Below are 18,647 nucleotides of genomic sequence, written 5' to 3' on the forward strand. Positions count from 1 at the left end.
GTCCCGCCGCGACAGGTGCCGGCGGGACAGATCGCGGGTTTCCCCGCTCAGGCGGCGGGCGTCTCGGCGGTGGCCACGATCGTGGCGCGGGCAAGGGTGTGGCCGGCCATGGTGAAGGTGAGGTACGCCGGGGTGGCCTCGGCGGGCACGCCGATGTCCTCGACGCCGAGGGCGTGCACGGTGATGAAGTAGCGGTGCTCGCCGTGCCCGGCCGGCGGGGCCGCGCCGATGTACTGCGCCAGGCGGGCGTCGTTGGGCAGCTGGACCGCACCCCGCGGCAGCCCCGATCCGTCCGCGGCCCCGGCGCCCGCGGGCAGGGTGGTCACGGTGGCGGGGATGTTGCAGACGGCCCAGTGCCAGAAGCCCGACATCGACGGCGCGTCGGCGTCGAAGACGGTCACCGCGAAGCTCTTCGTGCCCTCGGGGGCGCCGGACCAGGTCAGGTCCGGGGAGACGTCCTGGCCGCCGGGGACGCCGAAGGCGCCGGAGTGCTGGGCGAGCGGCAGGGGCCGGCCGTCGGTGACGGCGGTGCTCGCCAGCTCGAAGGCGGGCACCTGGGGAAGACGGGCGAACGGGTCGTTGGCTGTTGTCATGCCGCAAAGCCTGCGACCTGCGGCGACAGGCAGGGAGATCCGCGGCGTGCTGGTACCCGGAGTGCCACCCTCGATGATCGACGCGCCGGTGCCCGGCGGCGCACACTGGGAGGCATGCCAGCTCCCCGCGCCGCGAACCGGCCCGAGTTGTCCGCGTTCCTGCGGGCGATGCGCTCCCGCATGCGGCCGGGCGACGCCGGCCTGCCCGAGCTGGGCCGGCGCCGGACACCGGGCCTGCGCCGCCAGGAGGTCGCGCAGCTCGCCGCCGTGAGCATCGACTGGTACATCCGCCTCGAGCAGGGCCGCGTCGGCGTCCCGGGCACCGCCGTCCTGGACGCGGTGGCCCAGGCGCTGCGGCTCTCCGAGACCGAACGCCATCACCTGCACCTGATCGCCCGGGGCGAGGCGCCGCCCGCCCGGCACGTGCCGGCCCCGGCGAGCGAGTCGCTGCGGACGCTGCTGCACAGCATGCCGTCGACCCCGGCCTGGATCGTCGACTTCCGCTTCGACGTGCTCGCCCACAACGCCGCGGCGGCGGCCCTGTTCGGTCCCGGCTTCACGGCCGGGACCAACACGACCGAGCCGCTCTTCCTCGACCCCGGCTCCCGCGACTTCCAGCTGGACTGGACCCGGATCGCCCGCGAGCACGTCGGCAACCTGCGCGCCAATCTGGCGCGGCACCCCGGCGATCCCCGGCTCGAGGCGCTGGTCGCCACGCTGCGCCGGGGCAGCCGCGACTTCGCGGCCTGGTGGGACGACCAGACCGTGCAGGAGCGCACCAACGGCACCAAGCGCATCCTGCACCCGGCCGTGGGGGTCATGACCCTGCGGTACGACGTGCTGGCCGTGCAGGACGGCTCGGAGCAGCGCCTCTGCGCCGTCACCCCGGCCGACGCGCACGCCGGGGAGGCGCTGCGCTCCCTCGTCTTCGGGCAGAGCGGCCTGCGCGCGGTCAACTGAGGTCTCCCCCACGCGAGGCCGGGCCCGGCGACGGACCGGTCGCCCCGGATCCTCAGGCGACGTGGACGATGGTGCCGGCGGCGGTGAGGGCGGCGATCTCCTCCTCGGAGGCCTCGCTCGTGGTGATCACCATGGTGAACGCGGAGACCGGGGCGACCGCCGCGAGCGCCGTGCGGCTGAACTTGGCGGGCTCGGCGAGCACGATCGTGCGGTGCGCGGAGGCGATCATGGCTCGTTTGATCGCGGCGTCGGCCAGGTCGTAGGCGGTCAGCCCGTCGGCGGCGGTGAGCCCGCAGCAGCCGATGATCGCCGTGTCGAAGCGCAGGGCGGCCAGCGACGCCTCGGCCAGCGGGCCGGTCATGGCCAGCTCGCCGGGCCGCGGCTCGCCGCCCGGCAGCAGCAGCTTGAGCTGCGGCGCGCCGACCAGGGCGTTGGCCGCGTGCAGCGACATCGGCATGACGGTCAGCCGCCGGCCGGTGAGCAGGGCGGCAGCCTCGAGACAGCTGGTGCCGCTGTCGAGCACCACAGCCTCGCCGTCGGCGAGCAGGTCGACGGCGGCCGCCGCGATCCGCCGCTTGCCCTCGTGCTGCTCCTGCGCCCGCAGGGCGAACGGCGGCTCCTCACCGCGCAGCACCAGGGTGCGGGCGCCACCGCGATAGCGCTCGATCATGCCCTGCTCCGCCAGCTGCTCCAGGTCCCGGCGCACGGTCATCTCGGAGGTGCCGGTCAGCTCCGCCAGCCGCGCGACGCTGAGCTGACCGGCCTGCTGCACGGCTTCGACGATGTGCCGGTGTCGCTGCACGCTCATACGATCATTAAATCTGAACTTACGAACAACCGCCATGTTTGTTATGTTCGTTTGCATGTTCAATGAGCTGCGGGCGGCCCGGCTGGCCACCTTCCTGTACTTCGCCCTGAACGGCTTTGTCCTCGGCATCTGGGTGGTGCACATCCCCCTGATCGAGCAGCGGGCCGGCATCGGCCACGCCACCCTCGGCTGGCTGCTGCTCCTGCTCGGCGGCGGCGCGTTCGCCGGCATGCAGGTCACCGGCCCGCTGACTGACCGCTACGGCGCCCGGCGCGTGGTTCCCATCAGCGGGCTGCTGCTCAGCGCCGCCCTGATCCTGCCCGCGCTGGCGACCGACGGCTGGACGCTGGGCCTGGCCCTGCTGGCGCTCGGGCTGGGCAACGGCTGCCTGGACGTGAGCATGAACGCGCACGCGGTGCAGGTCGAGGCCGCGTACGGGCGACCGGTGATGTCGGCGTTCCACGCCATGTTCTCGATCGGGGGCGTCCTGGCGTCGCTGCTGGCCACCCGCACCCTGAGCTGGGGCTGGAGTCCGTTCACCACGCTGACCGCGGTGAGCGTGGTCTGCCTGATCCTGGCCGTCGCCGCCCGCCCCGGCCTGCTCGGCAAGCCGCAGCACCCCGCGTCCGACGCCGAACCGGCCGCGGTCAAGCCGAGCTGGCGGTCCACGCCGGCGCGGATCTGGATCCTCGCCGGCCTGGCCCTGATGCTGATGCTCAGCGAGGGCGCGGCCGCCGACTGGAGTGCCCTGTCGATGCGCGACGTCCTCGACGCGAACCCGGCCACCGCCGCCCTGGCCTACGGCGCCTTCGCGACCGCGATGACCGCCGGACGCTTCCTCATCGACCGCATCGCCGCCCGTTTCGGACCGGTGGCGGTCCTGCGCTGGGGCTCGGTGCTCGCCGCGGCCGCCCTGACCCTGGTCGTCTGGTCGCCCTCGGTCCCGGTGGCCCTGGCCGGCTGGACCCTCTTCGGCGCCGGGCTGGCCGGCACGATCCCCCAGCTCTTCAGCGCCGCCGGCCACACCGACCCCGCCGCCGCGGCGACCAACGTCTCCCGCGTCGCCGGGCTCGGCTACCTCGGCATGCTCGCCGGGCCGGCGGTCATCGGCGCGCTCACCCACGTCACGCAGCTGAACTACGCGTTCCTGCTACCGCTGGTCTTCTGCGTCGTCGCCGCGATCACCGCACCCATGCTGCGCACCACCCGGACGCCCCGGCCGCAGCCGTCCCCGTCGCCCGAGCGGACGGCGGAGAACAGCGCGGCGTGAGCGGTCAGGTCACCTCTCCCCGGCGCGCGGGGGTGACAGCGAGCGCCGGCACCACGCAGGTCGCCGGTCGCCACCAGCTGACCGCTGAACTCGACGGTGATGCGATCAAGCTCCGGGCGCACCTCGGTGGCCAGATCGGGCCGCTCGGTGGGCGCCTGCTCCGGATGGGCGGTCCACCGCTCGAACAGGGAACGCTGCACCAGCTTGCTCATCTCGATCTGCGCCCGGAAGAAGGCGACGGTGCCGGCGGTGTCCAGACCCGCCTCGGCCGCCAGCGCAGCAGCCTGGTCCAGGACCTGCTGCTCACGAACCGGATCCTCAATCGGGCTGCTCGTGCCGAACTTCGCCGCGGCACCCTTGTCCGCCAGCAGAATCCGTTCCGCGGCCGGGGCGGATCCAGAAGCCCGTACGAGCCCGACCGCGCCCTGCCCCGGCGTCCCGCACCGGCCTGCCCGAAGGTGCGGCCTCACGCCACCTGTCCGCCGGCGCGCCGCGGGCCGCCGAGCGCACCCGAGAGCGCGGCGGCCGAGCCGGCGTACGCCGCGTAGACGAGCGACGAGGTGAGGAACAGCGAGGAGAACGGGCTGGTGTAGTCGACGCTGGCCGAGATGTGGAAGGCGACGGCGTAGGCCGCGAGGCCGAGTCCGGCGATCAGGCCGGCCGCGCGGACCCGCAGGGTGCGCAGCACACCCCAGAGCAGCGGGGGTACGACCAGCAGTGGGATGCCGATGGCGTAGAACCCGAGCTCCATGCCGTCCAGCTCGTTGTGGTGCGCGGCGGCGACGCCGTGCACCACGAGGCGGGCGATGCCCCAGGTCACCAGGCCGACGGCGGCGCCACCGGCGGCGCTGAGGAGGACCCGGAGCGGAAGACGAAGACGATCAGTTCTCATGGGAACGACCTTGCCGTCCCGCCTTCCGCCGATCGTGAGTACCGCTACTCAACTCGTCCTGGGTCGATCACCGTGCCGGAGACCGTACCCAGCTCGGGACCGAAACTCAGGGACACCTTCTCGGGGCCCTCGGCGACGGTGTCGGTCACCGTCGGCACGTCGATGTCGGCGGTGAGCTCCCCGCCGTACACATAGGTGTAGGCGACCGCGCCCGTCTGCGACAGCGGCCGTTCCGGCTCGGGCCGTGCCCCGGAGTTGAGCCACAGCCAGTCGGGGTCGACGTCGCGGGTCGACACCTCGGTGCCCTCGGCGGGCGGCTGGGTCTCGCCGAGCACCATGATCGCCGACTCGGCCTCGGTGGACAGCGTCGCCCGCCAGCTGAGCGTGCCGCCCTCGGTGACCGTGTCCGCGACCGGGGCGAGGCTGATGTCCGGCTTCGGATCGTCGTTGAGCACCTCCACCGTGCCCTGGTAGTCGCCGATGACCAGGCCGCGTTCCGCCTTCGCCAGTACGCGCAGTTGCTCGTACTCGCCGTAGAGGGTGTCGCCGGCGACCTCGACCGGCACCTCGATGAGGCTCTGGCCGGGCGCGATGGTCCCGGTCCACACGGTGCTGTCGTACGTGGACGTGTCGAACAGCATGAGCCGCACGCGTCCGCCGCCGTCGCCGGTCACCCGCACGGGCACGTCATAGGTGCGGCTGCCCGAGTCGCCCTCGGTCACCGCGAGGTCCCCGATGTCGATCCGCGGCAGCGAGCGCGTCCGGGGATCCGGTGTGCCCGGCCGGTAGCCCCAGGCGTCGATCAGCCACGCCTGCCCGTCCTCGGTGCGCGGGGTCAGTTCGAGGCTCACCAGGTCGGCCCGGAGCCCGCGCAGCGGCACCCGTACCTCCTGGGCCCACAGCCCGACGGTCGCGTCGGTGCCGGGCAGCCCGTCGGCGCCGATCTCCCCGAGGGCCGTCCGCCGGCCGGAGCGGTCCACGACGGTGACGCCGAAGCGGGTTCCCGTCGAGTTCGGCGGCACGATCAGGCGTACCGCGAGATCCCGGTAGCCGCCGAGGGCCACCGGCCGCGCGGGGGTCAGGGTCAGGGGTGTGCCCGGCGCGGACCAGAGCAGGTCCGCGGCGTAGCGGCCCGGCTCCGGGATCACGTTGCGGAAGGGCGTGAAGTGCACCGACTGGTTGCGTCCGGCCATCGATCGGACGCAGTAGTCCTCGGGCTCGTACGTGACCTGTTCGCAGATGCGCGCTCCCCCGCCGGTGGCGACCGCCGGGTCCGGCAGCAGCGCGGCCTTGCGCGCGCCGCCGAGGGCATGACTGAGCACGTACGCCGGATCCGCCGACGGCGCGCGGACGCCGCTGCCGTCGAGCAGCGGCAGCATGCGATCGTCGCCGGTGACCAGCCGGGCGGCCGCCGCGATGTACGTCGCGCCGACGTCCTGCTGCTGCTCCGCGGTCAGCCGGGTCGGAGCCGCCGTGCCGCACACGGCGTCGTCGGAGTCGACGTACTCCCAGTCGTCGTCGGCGAAGGCGGCCGCCTGGCCGGGAGTCCATTCGCTGTTGAAGAAGTTGTGGTTGGCGCCGACGACGAACAGCGAGCTGTGCAGCGCCGCGCCGGCGCTGACCCCGCGGGTCTGGTCGACGAACATCTGACCCTGGAGGTCGGCGACGTCGCCGTCGCAGCCCGGCAACAGGGTCACCGACGGGACGTCCGGGACCGGGTTCTGCCCGAAGTTCGTGGGTGCGACCAGCATCAGGCCGCGGATCGTCCAGCGCACCCGGAGCGCGGAGCCCGGGGGCGGGGTGAGCGAGTCCAGCGCCGCCCGGCTGACCCCCTCACCGCCCCGGGAGTGGCCCATCAGAAAGACATTGCCCAGGTCGGCGCGGGGCACGGACCGCACGATCGCGGGCGCCGCCGCCCGGCCCGCCCCGGCCCAGTCCGCCCAGTGTGCGAGATGCTGCCGCACCAGGGCCGACCGGCCCTGCGCGCCGTAGTCCTCCAGCTCGCCGTCCTGGGCGCTGATGCCGTTCGCCGAGATCGACACGGTGATCCAGCCCTGCGACGCCAGCAGCCGCTGCGCCCGCAGATAGCCGCGGTGACTCGGGATCGGCCGCGTGTCCTCGGGACACGGCCACTCCACGAACCAGTCGTCGCCGCTGTAACACGTCGCGTGCCGCCCGTGCAGGAACAGCGCCAGCGGCCGCCGGCCCGGGGCGTTCTCCGGGGCGACGACCACGGCTTGCATCTCGATGGGCTGCGGGTAGCCGGGCAGGGTGACCGCGGGGAGCTGGTACTCGCCCTCGACCGTCCGGTAGCGCCCCGGGACGCCCGGGTCGGCATCGGACCCGGGGAGGCGTGCCGGGGTGCTGACGGCCTGCCGCACCCGTGGCTGCGGCGCCGGCTCGGTCCGGTCGAGGCGGCGGCCGGCGGCGCGTACCGAAAGGTCGGTCAGGCTCGGCACCTGGCCGAGGTCGAGCAGGAAGGTCGAGTGGTCGGGGGTGAAGCGGGGCACGCCGAGCAGCCGCTCGCCGGAGTAGAACTCCACGGCGGCGTCGCCGGCCGGCACCTGCCGCCCGGCCCGCCAGACCAGCCGGCCCTGCTCGATCGACCAGCCGTCGGGCAGCGCCGCCCGGGTGGCCGGCGGGCCGGGGTCGGGCGCCGCCAGGGCCTGTGTTCCACCACCGAGCACCAGCGCCCCGGCGAGCGCGGCAACGACGAATCTGCGGATGACCATCCCTTGTGTCTAGTCGACGTCGGCGGATGTGTCACCGGAACCGCGTCATTGCGTCCCGGCGGCCTTGCGCAGGAGCCGGTGCAGGGTTTCCCGCTCGTCGGCGCTGAGCTGCCCGAGCGACCCGGTGAGGACCTCGTCGACGGCCTCGCCGCCGGCCCGTCGCGCCTCGTCGCCGGTCGCGGTGAGCCGGTGCTGGACCTTGCGGCCCGGCCCCTCGACCCGCTCCAGGAGCCCGCGGTCGACCATCCGCCGGGCGAGCTCGCCCATGGACTGGTCGGTCTGGAAGGTCAGCTCGGCCAGCCGGTGCAGCGAGGCGCCGGGGTTGAGGTGCAGGTGGCGCAGGGTGTCCCACTGCACCAGCGACAGGCCGAGCGGGGCGAGGCGGCGGTTGGCCTCGCGGTGGTGGCGCCACTGGAGCCGCTTGACGGCCAGACCGACCTGCTGCAGGGAGGAGCTCATCCGGGGAATCTATCGCAAGGTTGCGTATATAAGGAGCCTTGTATAAGGTTCCTTATATAGAGCAGCCGCAGGCAGGAGCGTTCGCATGACCGTCCACGCACTCACCGTCCCGGGCATCGGCCCCGTCGAGCTCACCGTCACCGAGCGCGGCCAGGGCCACCCCGTCCTGCTGCTGCACGGCGGCGGCGGGCCGCTCACCGTCACCCCCTGGGCCGACCGGCTCGCCGGGGCCCGGCCCGCGCGCGTGCTGACCCCGGTCCACCCCGGGTTCGGCGGCACCCCGCGCCCCGCTCCGCTCGACTCGATCGCCGGGCTGGCCGCGACGTACGCCGCCCTGCTCGACGCCCTCGACCTGCACGACGTCACGGTGGTCGGCAACTCCATCGGCGGCTGGATCACCGCCGAGCTGGCGCTGCTGCACTCGCCCCGGATCAGCGGCTACGTCCTCGTCGACGCGGTCGGCATCGAGGTGCCCGGCCACCCGGTCGCCGACTTCTTCTCGCTCACCCCCGCCGAGCTCGCCGCGCGCAGCTACCACGACCCGCAGACGTACGGCGTCGACCCGGCCGCGCTGCCCCCGCAGGTCCGCGAGGCGCTGGCCGGCAACCGCGTGGCCCTCGAGGCATACGCCGGCCGCGCCATGACCGACCCGGCCCTCGCCGCCCGGCTGCGCGAGGTGCGCGCCCCGGCCCTGGTCGTCTGGGGCGAGGCCGACCGCATCGGCGACACCGCCTTCGGCCGCGCCTTCGCCGGCGCCATCCCCGGCGCGCGGTTCACGGTCCTTCCCGAGGCCGGCCACCTGCCGCAGATCGAGTCCCCCGACGCGCTGATCACGACGGTGTGGGACTTCGCCGCGGCACACGCCCTGCCCCGGGCGTAGTGGCACGGCTGCCCTATTTTGGCGGGCATGCCGGAGCCGAGCGGGTGGACCGAAGACCCCACGCAGCCACCGCATCTCGTCCTGACGTCCGGGCTGGGCACCCTGCGGCCGGAGGCGATCCGGCCCACGACCGCGAACGGCCGGGAGCTCCTGATCGTCACCGGCGCCGACGACGAGTCCCTGCCGGTGCGGGTCCTGGAGCTCGACAGTGGAGTGCCGCTGCCGGACCGGTCACTGCTGCACAGCGCCGAGCTCGCCGCGCTCGGGCCGGGAGTGGGACGCACGCTGCTCGCCACGGTGACACGCGAGGGCACGGTGGCGGTGCGCGACGCGCAGACCGGCGTACCGGCCGGACCGGCGCTCCACGGGCCGCGGGCGCCCCGGGCGACGGCGGTGTTCGTGGCCGGCGGGCGGGAGCTGGTCGCCGTATCCGGGGCGGATCAGTGCCGGGTGTGGGACGCCACGGACGGGTCGCCGGTCGCGGAGCGGGACTTCGGCGGGGGCGCCCTGGTCGCGTACGGGGAAAACCTGCTGGTGGCGGCGGACGGTCAGATGCGCGACGTGCTGACCGGCGAGCCGCACGGGGAGCCGCTGCCCGCCGGCGAGCCGGTCGTCGCGGCCGTCGTGCACCGCGGCCGGGTGCTCGCCGCCTCCGCCGAGCGGATCTGGGAGGTGGGCACCGGCGCCGAAGCGACGATCGCCCCGCCGTGGCCCGGCGACGGCGGGCTGCGCCGGCTCGCGCTCGCCGAGTGGGAGGGCGGGCTGGCCGCGGCGGTGGTGCGGCGGACCCCGGCCGGCCCGGACCGGGCCGAGCTGTGGCTGCCGGGCGGGCGCCGATCGGCACTGCCCGACGGTACGGCCGTCGCGGTCCTGTCCCACGACGGGCGGCTCCTGACCGCGGTGGCCGGGCGCTCCGGCGCATTGTCGGTCACCGGCGCGTCCTCGGCCTACCACGGCGGGCCGGTCCGCTCGTACGGCGGATGGGCGCGCCGGTCCGGCCGGATGCTCGCCGTGCTGACCGGCGAGCCGGCGATGCTCTACGACGTCGAGCGCGGCCTGCCGTACGCCCGGATCGCCCTGCCCGCCGACCCGCCGGACGGGCCGCTGGAGGTCGCCCTCGACGGCGGCGGCCTGCGGGTCCGCGACTCGTTCACCGGCCGGGAGCTGCTGAGCCGCGCCGGGCAGCACGACGACGCCACGGTGGCCGTGACCGCGACCGCGACCCGCGACACCGACGACGACGCGCTGCTGGCCACCGGGGGCGCCGACGGTTCCGTACGCGTCTGGCAGGTCTCGTCCGGCGCACCGGCCGGCGGCCCATGGCAGGGGCACGCCGGCCCGGTCACCGCCGTCGCCGTGACGCGCCGGCGCGGCAAGCACGCCGTGGTGTCCGCCGACGCCTCGGGACACGTGCGCATGTGGCTGGTCAGTGGGCCGGTGCGCCACGCCGCGCACCCCGACGAGGTCACCGCGGTCGCCGGTGGCCTGCTGCGGGGACGGCCGGTCGTCGCGTCCGGCGGGGAGGACGGCACGATCCGCTTCTGGGACCCGGGCACCGCCGCCGAGGCCGCCGGGCCGATCCACTGCGGCCCGGTGACCGGGCTCGCGTTCGCCGGCGACGTCGTGGTCGCCGCGGCCGGGGGATCGGTGCGGCATTGGGACCCGGCGACGGGTGAGCCGCTCGGCGCCTCCGTGCCCGGCGACGGCCGGGTCGCGAGCGCCGAGATGAACGGGCTCGCGCTGGTGGCCGCCGTCGCCGGTGATCGGTTGCGGGTGTGGGAGGCGGCGACGGGTGCGGCGTACGCCGCGATGCCGTTGCCCGGCCCCGAGCGGCTGCAGGACCTGACCGCCGACGGCGCGCGGCTGCTGGCCTGGACGGCGGGCGAGCCCCTTCCGCCGGAGTCCGGCGGCATCGACAGCGAGCAGCTCACGCTCTGGGACGTGACCGCGGGCGAGCCGATCCTGCGGATGCTGACCAGCGACGAGGGCGGTCACGCCGCCTTCGGCCGGGCCGGCGGCCGGCTCGTGGCCGCCCACGGTGTCGACGCCCGCAAGAATCCCGGCGAGGGCATCTGGCCGGAGGAGACCGGCGACATCGTCGTGCGCGACATCGCGACCGGCGAGCCGCGCGCGAGTTTCCGGCCCGAGGCGGGCTTCAACCAGCAGCTGGTCCTCACCCGCGCCGGCGGCCGCGACCTGGTCCTGGTGGCGGCCGACAGCGCCGTGCTGACCTGCGACGCGACGACCGGCGGCCAGGTGGCGCCGCCGGTGCGCAGCGCTACGGGCACCTTCACCTGCGTCACCGCGATCGAGGCGGACGGCCGCACCTACGCCGCCGCCGGCGACGCGGCCGGGACCGTGCGGATCTGGGAGATCACCCCGCGATCCTGACGGCGGGCGCCTTTACATTGGCGTTAATCGATGTACGGTGGGAACGCTCCCAGGTTGCGTCCCCCACTCTGCTCGAGGAGCCACCATGCGTCGTCGTACGGCCGCCGCGCTCGCCGGCCTCATCCCCCTGGCCCTGTCCACGCTGCTGTCGACCTCGGCATCGGCGACCGGCACCGCGCATGCCCGGGCGGTACCGCTCACCGAGCTCACCGTGGTGTCCGAACAGGTGGCCTCCGGCCTGCGGCGCCCCATCGCGATCACCGGGCTGCCGGACGGCCGGATGCTGATCGCGGAGAAGGAGGGCACCGTCCGCGCCTACCACCCGGACACCGGGCTCACGGCCGGCCCGGTGCTCGACCTGACCGCCCGGATCGAGTCGGCGGACAACGAGCGCGGCCTGCTCGGCATCACCCCCGCACCGGACTTCGCGCGGACCGGGATGCTCTACGTGTCCTACACGAGCCGCCCGGCCGGCGCGCTCACCCTGGCCCGGCTGCCGATCGGCGCCCCCGAGCGGCTGCAGGTGCTGCTCACCCAGGACCACGCCGAGTACGGCAACCACAACGGCGGGCAGGTCGCGTTCGGCCGCGACGGCTACCTCTACTGGTCCACCGGCGACGGCGGGTACGCGAACGACCCGTACAAGTCGGGTCAGGACCTCGGCACCCTGCTCGGCAAGATCGTCCGGATCGACGTCAGCCGCGCGTGCGGGGTCACGCCCTACTGCGTGCCGGGCAGCAACCCCTTCGTCCGTACGACCGGCGCCCGCCCGGAGATCTGGCTCTACGGCCTGCGCAACCCCTGGCGCTTCTCGGTCGACCCGGCCGACAACTCGCTGTGGATCGGCGACGTCGGCCAGGGCCTGGTGGAGGAGGTCGACCACGTCCGGCCCTGGCAGGGCGGGGCGAACCTCGGCTGGTCCTGCAAGGAGGGCACCCCGATCTTCGACGCCTCGCAATGCAAGGCGGGCGTGCAGTACGTCGACCCCGTCTTCGAGTACGAGCACTACATGACCGAGGGCTGCTCGGTGACCGGCGGCGTGGTCTACCGGGGCACCCGCACTCCCGAGGCCCGCGGCACCTACATCGCCAGCGACTACTGCAACACCCTCGCCTTCGCCGTACGCCCCACCGCCGGCGGCGGCTACGAGACCGCCACCATCGGCACCTTCCCCACCCAGCCGACCGCGTTCGGCACCGACACGCAGGGCGAGGTGTACGTGCTCAGCGACTACCCGGGATGGCTGAGCCGGGTCCGCTTCGAGCGCGTCGTGCCGCCCTCGGCCGCGGTGCGTCGTTAGCACGCGGATCTTCCGGGGTATGCCCTCCTGGGAATCGATCACCGTGCGGCTGAGGGGCGCGTGGTGCCGGTGACAGCGACGGCGTGACCCGCCCTTCGCCGGCGGCCGGCCCTCTGCCCCGGGGCGGAGGGCCAGCGACATGGGCAGTACCGGCACAGCACGCCGCGGCGCGGGTCTGACGTGGCGCGACACCGAGGCCCGGGAGTTCATGGACGCCCCGGACTGCGACCCCGACCGGCTGGACCGCACCTATCGGCAGTTCGACGTGGTCAACCGGCTCGTCTCGGGCTGGCGGCGCATCTACCGGCAGCACCTGCGGCCGCGCCTGGATGCCCGCCGGCCCACGACCCTGCTGGACATAGGGTTCGGCGGCGGGGACATCGCCCGCGCCCTCGCGCGCTGGGCGGCCCGCGACCGGCTGGTGCTGCGGACGACGGCCATCGACCCCGACGAGCGCGCCCTGCGTCATGTCCGCGGGCTGCCGGCGGCGGGCGTACGCTTCGAGCAGGCCTCGAGCGCGGACCTGGTGGCCCGCGGCGACCGCTACGACCTGGTCATCTCCAACCACCTGCTGCACCACCTCGACGCGGACGCGCTCGCCGGCCTGCTGGCGGACAGTCAGGCGCTGGCGCGCGGGCTGGTCATCCACAACGACCTGTCCCGGGCACGCGCCGGATACGGCCTGTACGCCGTCGCCACGCTGCCGTTCGCCCGCCGGTCCTTCATCCACCAGGACGGGCTGCTGTCCATCCGCCGCAGTTACCGCCGCCGGGAGCTGCAGGCGGTCGTCCCGCCGGGGTGGCAGGTCCGGCCGATGGTCCCGCAGCGGCTCCTGCTCACCTACGAGGGGGCCACCCGATGACCCCGCCGCTGATCACCGCCGCGGCCGCGAGTTACCTGGCCAACGGTGCTTTCGGCGCCGCCGTCGCCGCGGGCGCCATCGACAACCGGCGCCTCCGCTGGGTCCACCATGCCCTGTACGTGCTGACCTCGTCGCTGACCACGATCGCGATCGTGGCCGCCGTGGCCGAACGGCGGGCGGCCGGCCTCGCCCTGCTGCCGGCGGCCGTCCCGCTCGCCGCCCTGCCCTACGCCGGCGGAGAGCTCCACCGGCACGCCGCCGTCGCCGGGTCGGCCGCGCCGGCGTACGCCCTCGCCCTTGTTCTCGCCTGGAGGAACCGCTGATGGATTTCCTGGACGTGGTGCGCCGGCGCCGAACCACCAACGGCCCGTTCCTGCCCGACCCGGTCTCCGAGGAGCACCAGCGGCTCCTCATGGAGGTCGCGGGACGGGCGCCGTCGCAGCTCAACAGCCAGCCGTGGCGCTTCGTCCTGGTGGAGGAGCGCCCGGCGATCGAGGAGATCGCCCGGATCAGCGGGGAGAGCATGACCGAGGCGATGTCCAACGGCACCTTCTTCGAGCGCTACAAGCCGTACTTCCGGTTCAGCAGGGAGGAGATGGAACGCCGCCGCGACGGGATGCTGTTCGACCGGCTGCCCGCGCCGCTGCGCCCCTTCACCAGCCAGGTCTTCACCGGCCGGGGCCAGAAGCTCATGAACGCCATGCGGGTGCCGCAGAGCCTCGGCGAGGAGAACCGCAAGCTCGTGGCCGGCTCCCCGCTGCTGCTCGGCGTCATGCTCGACCGGGGCGAGTACCGCCCGGGCGAGCTGTCCTCGTTCTACTCGGTCTTCAGCATGGGCGCGGCGATGGAGAACGTCTGGCTCACCACCGTCGAGCTCGGCATGGGCATCCAGTTCATCTCGTTCCCGATGGAGGTCCCGGGCCGCTGGGACGAGATCGTCCGCCTGCTGCGGGTGCCGGACGACCTGGAGCTGATGGCCGTCTACCGCCTGGGCTACCTGCCCGCCAAGCAGCGGCGGCCACCCATCGACTGGACCAGCGAGCAGCGCAAACTGCCCTCGCAGTACGTCTTCCGCGGCACCTGCGCCACTCCCCAGGAGGGCTGGGACCACCGGGCCGCCGGATAGGCGGCTCAGGCGGGCGCGGGCAGCGCCGACAGGGCCACGTCCACGATCTTCATGAGGCTCTGCTCGGAGGCGCCGCTCGCGGCGTCGACGCAGATGCCCTGCGCGACGGCCGCGACGTAGGCGCCGAGCGACTCGGCGTCGGCGCCGGCGGGCAGCCGGCCGGCCTCGACGGCCCGCGCGAACAGCCGCTGGAGGTCCCGGCGGACGTCCGTGCGCAGGGCGGCGAGCTGATCGGCCACGTCGCGGTTCGCGTCGCTGCACACCAGCGCGCCGCCGACCATCAGGCACCCCTGCGGATGGTCGGGCATGGTCCCGTCGCGGACGACTCCCTGCAAGTATCGGCGCGCGGCCTCGACGGGGTCGTCGAGGGAGAGCGCCTGCGCCCGGCGGACGAGCCTGGTCGCCATGTAACGGTCCATGACCTTGTCGAAGAGCTGGCGCTTGTTGCCGAACGCCGCGTAGAGGCTGGGGGCGCTGATGCCCAGGCTCGCGGTCAGATCGGTGATGGACGTCCCGTCGTAACCCTGCCGCCAGAACACGTCGACCGCGCGGTCCAGCGCCTGATCGGCGTCGAACTCTCGCTGCCTGCCACGGGGCATCCCCGCCTCCTTTGCCGGACAAGATCCTAACAATCGGAGGCGGGCAGACCTTCCCGCACGTGCAGCAACCGCCGGGGCGTCAGACCGCCTTCGCCATGTGGCCGCCGTCCACGAAGATGGTCTGGCCGGTCAGGAAGCTCGCCCGGTCGCTCGCGACGAACGCGATGACATCGGCGATCTCCTCCGGCGTGCCGAGCCGGCCGAGCGGGCTGCTCTCGGCCATCGTCCGGAACCTCTCGGGCCCGATGAACTCGACGACGTTCTCGCTCGACACGTTGCCCGGCGCGATCCCGATGACCCGCACGTTGGCCGGGCCCCACTCGACCGCCCACGACCTGGTGTACGAGTCGATCGCGGCCTTCTGCGCGCCATAGGTGGACATGAAGGGCATGTGCCGCGTGCCGGCGATGCTGCTGACGTTGACGACCGCGCCGCCGCCGCGGGCCGCCATCCCCCGGGCGAACCCCGTCGTCAGGGCGAACGCCGCCCGGATGTTGACGTCCCAGGACTCGACGTTCGCGGCGAGGCTCTGGTCGAAGCTCGGCGCGATGCTGTCCCGGTAGCTCGCCGCATTGTTGACCAGGACGTCGACGTCGCCGGCCTCCTTGACGAGCCTGTCGACGTCGGCGGGATCGCCGAGGTCGGCGAGCAGGAAACGGGCCCGCCCGCCCGCCGCGACGATGTCGGCGACGACCTCGTCGCCGCGCTCCTGGTTGCGGCCCGTGATCAGGACCGTGGCACCGTCGCGCGCGAAGGCGTGCGCGGTCGCGGCGCCGATGCCGCCCCGGGATCCCGCCCCCGTGATCAGGACAGTCTTTCCGTTCCAGCCCATGGTGTCTCCCGGCTTCATCTATAACGAACGTTATCTTTAACGTTCGATATGAATAAAGCACAGAGATCGCTCCCCGGCAAGACCCCCGCGGAGCTTGATCCGGAACGGCGTCAGCCGCCGAGGCCGGCCGTCCAGTCGGCGACGGTCGTCACGTCGGCCTGCATCGGGAAGACCTTTCCGGTCAGGACCCGGTGGACCTCGGGGTCGTTGTCGAGGCAGCCGTCGGCCAGGACGGTGAGGCCGAAGTCGAGGTCGGCCGCCTGGCGCAGGGTGGACAGCACGACGCCGCTGGTGGCGACGCCGGTCAGGACGAGGTCGGCGATGCCCCGCGCTCGCAGGATCAGGTCGAGGTCGCTGCCGGCGAAGGCACTGACCCGCTTCTTGGTGACCACGATCTCGTCGGGCCGGGGCGCGACCTCGGGGACGAAGACCGTCGGGGCGCCGCCGGGGCCCGCCTGGGCGAGGCGGCCGAACATCTTGTTGCGGGGGTGCACCTCGGGGAAGTGCGGCCGGAAGCCGACGCCGATGTGGATGACGGGCAGGCCGGCATCCCGGGCGGCGGCGATCGCGGTGGCGAGGCGGGGCAGGTAGGCCGGGTCGGGGTAGCGGGCGACCACGGCCGGCTGGACGTCCATGACGAGCAGAGCCACAGTGTTTTCCTTGTCATGTCGAGGGTTGCGGGCCGGGCACGCCGGTCGGCCCGAGGCTGGTACAGCAGCACGGCGGCGATCACGCCGAGGGCGGCCGCGGCGGCGGAGACGGCGAGGATGTGGCGGACGGATGCCAGCGGAGCCAGGCGCCCTGGCCGCCGTCGACCAGGAGGTCCGTACCGGTGATGTAGTGCGCGTCCGGGCCGGTGAGGAAGGCCACCGCCGCCGCGATCTCGCCCGGGGTGCCGGTGCGGCCGATGCCGCAGGCGTCGAGCATGGCCATCATGTGGTCGCCGCTGGCCGACGCCGCCTCGGCCTGGGACATGGCCGTGGCGATGACGCCGGGGCTGACGGTGTTGATCCGCGCCCCGCGCCGGTTCCACGCCGGCGCCGCGGCCTGGACGCGGACCTGGTTGCCGCGCTTGGCGATGAGGTACGCCGCGATCGGGTCGTCGCCGGCGCTCGCCACCACCGGCAGGGACAGCAGGTCACCGGTGGGCGCCGTGGCGAGCGCGCGCTCGTCGTCGGCGGACAGGCGGGCGGCGTGCCCGGCCATGCTCGCGATGCACACCAGCGCGGTGCCCGGCGACGCGACCGGCAGGAACGCGTCGATGACATGGGCCGTGCCGGCCAGGTCCACCGACATGATCCGATCCACGGTGGAGGTGGCCGCGGAGACGCCGGCCGTGTGCACCACCGCCGCGATGCGCCCCCGGGACGCGGCATCGGCGGCCAGCTTCGTCACCGCCGAGGCGTCGGCGATGTCGACGGTCACGCCCTCGGCCGCGTACCCCTCGGCGAGCAGCGCCCCCGTCGCGCGCTCGAGCGGGGCCGGGAACGCGTCGGCCAGGAGAACCGTGCGGCCGCTGCCGATGCGCCGGGCGATCGCCACGCCCATGCCGCCGGCGCCGGTCACCACGACGATGTCTTTCTCTCTCACGATGGCGCTCCCTGCGTGGTGGCGGCGGTGGCGACGGCCTGCCGCCACGAGCGGACGGTCCGGGGTGGCATGCCGATCGCGAGGACGCCGACGAGCCGGTCGTTCCTGTGATACGCGGCCACGAAGCGGCGGCTGCCGAGGTCGCCCTCGACGACGGACACGGCGTCGTGGCCGCGCAGGTAGCCGTACGCCTGGATCCTCAGGTCGTACTGGTCGGACCAGAAGTAGGGCACCGGGGCGAAGGGCCGGGCGGCGCCCAGCAGGTTGCGGGCGGCCGCCATGCCCTGCTCGGCGGCGTTGGTGCGGTGCTCGACGCGCATCGGGACGCCGAACAGCGGGTTGTCCCAGCGGGCCACGTCCCCGGCGCCGTAGACGCCCGGGCCGGCCCGGCAGAACCGGTCGCACACCAGCCCGTCGTCCACCCGCAGCCCGCTGCCGGCCAGCCACTCGGTGTTGGGGTGCGAGCCGACCGCCACCAGCACCTCGTCGGCCTCGACCAGCTCGCCGTCGCCGAGGCGCACGCCGCCCTCGACGACCGCGGACACCGTCACCCCGGTGCGCAGGTCGACGCCGTGCTCACGGTGCACCTCGGTCAGCACCTGACCGATCCCGGCGCCGACGGCGTGGGCCAGCGGCACGGGCGCCGGCTCCAGCATGGTCACTTCGCAGCCCACCGTACGGGCGACCGCCGCCGACTCGGCCCCGAGGAAGCCCGCCCCGACGACCACCAGCCGCCGGCCGGGCCCGAGCCCGCGGCGCAGGGCGAGCGCGTCGGCGACCGTACGCAGCACGTGCGCGCCCTGCCCCGGAAGCCGCCGGGGGCGCACCCCGGTCGCCACGATCAGCCCGTCGTAGCCGATCTCGGAGCCGTCGCCGAGCCGCACGGTGCGCCCGGCGACGTCCAGCCCGGTGGCCGGCACGCCCAGCCGCAGGTCCAGCCCGAGCGCTGCGAGCTGTGCCCCGGTGCGCAGGAAGAGCCGGTCGGCCTCCCATTGCGCGGCCAGGATCTGCTTGGACAGCGGCGGCCGGTCGTACGGGGCGTCGAGCTCCTCGCCGATCAGCGTGACCGTGCCCGCGAAGCCCTCGCGCCGCAGGGTCTCGGCGGCCGCGAGCCCGGCGGCCGAGGCACCGGCGATGACGACATGGTTCACTCCTCCACCAGCCGGATCGCCGCCGCGGGACACACGGCCGCCGCCTCACGCACCTCGTCGAGGCCGTCCGGGCCCACGCTCTCGCTGAGCACGACCGCCACGCCGTCGTCGTCGCGCTGGTCGAAGTGGTCCGGGGCCACCATCGCGCACTGCCCGGCCGCCACGCATTTCGGCTCGTCGAACTCGATCTTCATGGCAGGAC

The 18,647-nt window shown here is 74.1% G+C and carries 19 protein-coding genes and 1 pseudogene; 8 read left to right on the top strand and 12 right to left on the bottom strand.

All coding sequences use genetic code 11. The features are described from left to right. Window positions 1–47: 47 nt before the first annotated feature. Window positions 48–593, bottom strand: coding sequence for a YbhB/YbcL family Raf kinase inhibitor-like protein (locus RBH18_RS17680; protein WP_306209078.1), 546 nt, complete (start codon window positions 591–593; stop codon window positions 48–50). 114 nt (window positions 594–707) lie between these two features. Between RBH18_RS17680 and RBH18_RS17685 the strand changes: the two genes are divergently transcribed. Continuing rightward, complete coding sequence (locus RBH18_RS17685; RefSeq protein WP_306209080.1) at window positions 708–1,553, top strand: helix-turn-helix transcriptional regulator; 846 nt, start codon at window positions 708–710, stop codon at window positions 1,551–1,553. A gap of 52 nt (window positions 1,554–1,605) precedes the next feature. On the opposite strand, the gene RBH18_RS17690 is transcribed toward RBH18_RS17685, so the two are convergent. Continuing rightward, on the bottom strand, window positions 1,606–2,361 hold the full coding sequence (locus tag RBH18_RS17690) for a DeoR/GlpR family DNA-binding transcription regulator (RefSeq protein ID WP_306209082.1): 756 nt from the start codon (window positions 2,359–2,361) through the stop codon (window positions 1,606–1,608). 43 nt (window positions 2,362–2,404) lie between these two features. On the opposite strand from RBH18_RS17690, the gene RBH18_RS17695 reads away from it, so the two are divergent. Beyond that, on the top strand, window positions 2,405–3,631 hold the full coding sequence (locus RBH18_RS17695; RefSeq protein ID WP_306209084.1) for an MFS transporter: 1,227 nt from the start codon (window positions 2,405–2,407) through the stop codon (window positions 3,629–3,631). Window positions 3,632–3,732: 101 nt separating this feature from the next. Here RBH18_RS17695 and aroQ read toward each other — a convergent pair. The 4 genes and pseudogenes from aroQ to RBH18_RS17715 form a co-directional block, all read right to left on the bottom strand. Beyond that, window positions 3,733–4,101: pseudogene (aroQ, locus tag RBH18_RS17700) on the bottom strand (gamma subclass chorismate mutase AroQ); the annotation flags it as partial. Continuing rightward, a complete protein-coding gene (locus tag RBH18_RS17705; protein WP_306209086.1) occupies window positions 4,098–4,523 on the bottom strand; it encodes a hypothetical protein in 426 nt (141 codons plus the stop codon). The pseudogene aroQ and the gene RBH18_RS17705, both read right to left, overlap by 4 nt. Before the next feature lie 44 nt (window positions 4,524–4,567). Continuing rightward, window positions 4,568–7,255 (bottom strand): hypothetical protein, encoded by a 2,688-nt coding sequence (locus tag RBH18_RS17710; RefSeq protein WP_306209088.1) that lies wholly within the window; start codon window positions 7,253–7,255, stop codon window positions 4,568–4,570. Window positions 7,256–7,300: 45 nt separating this feature from the next. Then, entirely contained in the window at window positions 7,301–7,714 is a 414-nt protein-coding gene (locus RBH18_RS17715; RefSeq protein ID WP_306209090.1) for a MarR family winged helix-turn-helix transcriptional regulator, read from the bottom strand. Between the two features lie 85 nt (window positions 7,715–7,799). On the opposite strand from RBH18_RS17715, the gene RBH18_RS17720 reads away from it, so the two are divergent. From RBH18_RS17720 to RBH18_RS17745, 6 genes are all read left to right on the top strand, one after another. After that, on the top strand, window positions 7,800–8,594 hold the full coding sequence (locus RBH18_RS17720; protein ID WP_306209092.1) for an alpha/beta fold hydrolase: 795 nt from the start codon (window positions 7,800–7,802) through the stop codon (window positions 8,592–8,594). A 27-nt stretch (window positions 8,595–8,621) separates the two neighbouring features. Next, window positions 8,622–10,985, top strand: a complete 2,364-nt coding sequence (locus RBH18_RS17725; protein WP_306209094.1) for a WD40 repeat domain-containing protein — start codon at window positions 8,622–8,624, stop codon at window positions 10,983–10,985. Between the two features lie 85 nt (window positions 10,986–11,070). Continuing rightward, window positions 11,071–12,285, top strand: a complete 1,215-nt coding sequence (locus RBH18_RS17730; RefSeq protein ID WP_306209095.1) for a PQQ-dependent sugar dehydrogenase — start codon at window positions 11,071–11,073, stop codon at window positions 12,283–12,285. Between the two features lie 139 nt (window positions 12,286–12,424). Beyond that, window positions 12,425–13,147 (top strand): methyltransferase domain-containing protein, encoded by a 723-nt coding sequence (locus tag RBH18_RS17735; RefSeq protein ID WP_306209097.1) that lies wholly within the window; start codon window positions 12,425–12,427, stop codon window positions 13,145–13,147. After that, entirely contained in the window at window positions 13,144–13,470 is a 327-nt protein-coding gene (locus RBH18_RS17740) for a hypothetical protein (RefSeq protein ID WP_306209099.1), read from the top strand. Before RBH18_RS17735 ends, RBH18_RS17740 begins: the two co-directional genes overlap by 4 nt. Further along, on the top strand, window positions 13,470–14,273 hold the full coding sequence (locus RBH18_RS17745) for a nitroreductase family protein (protein ID WP_306209101.1): 804 nt from the start codon (window positions 13,470–13,472) through the stop codon (window positions 14,271–14,273). Before RBH18_RS17740 ends, RBH18_RS17745 begins: the two co-directional genes overlap by 1 nt. A gap of 5 nt (window positions 14,274–14,278) precedes the next feature. Here the strand turns inward: RBH18_RS17745 and RBH18_RS17750 are convergent, their stop codons facing one another. The 6 genes from RBH18_RS17750 to RBH18_RS17775 form a co-directional block, all read right to left on the bottom strand. Next, window positions 14,279–14,872, bottom strand: a complete 594-nt coding sequence (locus RBH18_RS17750) for a TetR/AcrR family transcriptional regulator (protein WP_306209103.1) — start codon at window positions 14,870–14,872, stop codon at window positions 14,279–14,281. 79 nt (window positions 14,873–14,951) lie between these two features. Next, complete coding sequence (locus tag RBH18_RS17755; RefSeq protein ID WP_306209105.1) at window positions 14,952–15,722, bottom strand: SDR family NAD(P)-dependent oxidoreductase; 771 nt, start codon at window positions 15,720–15,722, stop codon at window positions 14,952–14,954. Between the two features lie 92 nt (window positions 15,723–15,814). Beyond that, window positions 15,815–16,354 (bottom strand): cysteine hydrolase family protein, encoded by a 540-nt coding sequence (locus tag RBH18_RS17760; RefSeq protein WP_306209107.1) that lies wholly within the window; start codon window positions 16,352–16,354, stop codon window positions 15,815–15,817. Window positions 16,355–16,433: 79 nt separating this feature from the next. Continuing rightward, the gene (locus RBH18_RS17765; RefSeq protein ID WP_306209109.1) at window positions 16,434–17,294 is read right to left on the bottom strand and encodes an SDR family oxidoreductase; all 861 of its coding nucleotides are present in this window, start codon (window positions 17,292–17,294) and stop codon (window positions 16,434–16,436) included. Then, entirely contained in the window at window positions 17,291–18,445 is a 1,155-nt protein-coding gene (locus tag RBH18_RS17770; RefSeq protein WP_306209111.1) for an NAD(P)/FAD-dependent oxidoreductase, read from the bottom strand. Before RBH18_RS17770 ends, RBH18_RS17765 begins: the two co-directional genes overlap by 4 nt. Continuing rightward, the gene (locus tag RBH18_RS17775; RefSeq protein WP_306209113.1) at window positions 18,442–18,639 is read right to left on the bottom strand and encodes a ferredoxin; all 198 of its coding nucleotides are present in this window, start codon (window positions 18,637–18,639) and stop codon (window positions 18,442–18,444) included. Before RBH18_RS17775 ends, RBH18_RS17770 begins: the two co-directional genes overlap by 4 nt. Window positions 18,640–18,647 lie beyond the last annotated feature (8 nt).

The organism is Actinoplanes oryzae, assembly GCF_030757795.1.
In the GTDB taxonomy this organism is placed as follows: Bacteria; Actinomycetota; Actinomycetes; order Mycobacteriales; family Micromonosporaceae; genus Actinoplanes.

What these genes read in the sequence shown, in the direction of transcription:
- RBH18_RS17745 (WP_306209101.1), top strand. Translation starts at nt 13,470, where the DNA reads ATGGATTTCCTGGACGTGGTGCGCCGGCGCCGAACCACCAACGGCCCG.
- RBH18_RS17695 (WP_306209084.1), top strand. Translation starts at nt 2,405, where the DNA reads ATGTTCGTTTGCATGTTCAATGAGCTGCGGGCGGCCCGGCTGGCCACC.
- RBH18_RS17740 (WP_306209099.1), top strand. Translation starts at nt 13,144, where the DNA reads ATGACCCCGCCGCTGATCACCGCCGCGGCCGCGAGTTACCTGGCCAAC.
- RBH18_RS17685 (WP_306209080.1), top strand. Translation starts at nt 708, where the DNA reads ATGCCAGCTCCCCGCGCCGCGAACCGGCCCGAGTTGTCCGCGTTCCTG.
- RBH18_RS17720 (WP_306209092.1), top strand. Translation starts at nt 7,800, where the DNA reads ATGACCGTCCACGCACTCACCGTCCCGGGCATCGGCCCCGTCGAGCTC.
- RBH18_RS17775 (WP_306209113.1), bottom strand. Translation starts at nt 18,639, where the DNA reads ATGAAGATCGAGTTCGACGAGCCGAAATGCGTGGCGGCCGGGCAGTGC.
- RBH18_RS17690 (WP_306209082.1), bottom strand. Translation starts at nt 2,361, where the DNA reads ATGAGCGTGCAGCGACACCGGCACATCGTCGAAGCCGTGCAGCAGGCC.
- RBH18_RS17705 (WP_306209086.1), bottom strand. Translation starts at nt 4,523, where the DNA reads ATGAGAACTGATCGTCTTCGTCTTCCGCTCCGGGTCCTCCTCAGCGCC.
- RBH18_RS17750 (WP_306209103.1), bottom strand. Translation starts at nt 14,872, where the DNA reads ATGCCCCGTGGCAGGCAGCGAGAGTTCGACGCCGATCAGGCGCTGGAC.
- RBH18_RS17735 (WP_306209097.1), top strand. Translation starts at nt 12,425, where the DNA reads ATGGGCAGTACCGGCACAGCACGCCGCGGCGCGGGTCTGACGTGGCGC.
- RBH18_RS17710 (WP_306209088.1), bottom strand. Translation starts at nt 7,255, where the DNA reads ATGGTCATCCGCAGATTCGTCGTTGCCGCGCTCGCCGGGGCGCTGGTG.
- RBH18_RS17730 (WP_306209095.1), top strand. Translation starts at nt 11,071, where the DNA reads ATGCGTCGTCGTACGGCCGCCGCGCTCGCCGGCCTCATCCCCCTGGCC.
- RBH18_RS17725 (WP_306209094.1), top strand. Translation starts at nt 8,622, where the DNA reads ATGCCGGAGCCGAGCGGGTGGACCGAAGACCCCACGCAGCCACCGCAT.
- RBH18_RS17715 (WP_306209090.1), bottom strand. Translation starts at nt 7,714, where the DNA reads ATGAGCTCCTCCCTGCAGCAGGTCGGTCTGGCCGTCAAGCGGCTCCAG.
- RBH18_RS17680 (WP_306209078.1), bottom strand. Translation starts at nt 593, where the DNA reads ATGACAACAGCCAACGACCCGTTCGCCCGTCTTCCCCAGGTGCCCGCC.
- RBH18_RS17755 (WP_306209105.1), bottom strand. Translation starts at nt 15,722, where the DNA reads ATGAAGCCGGGAGACACCATGGGCTGGAACGGAAAGACTGTCCTGATC.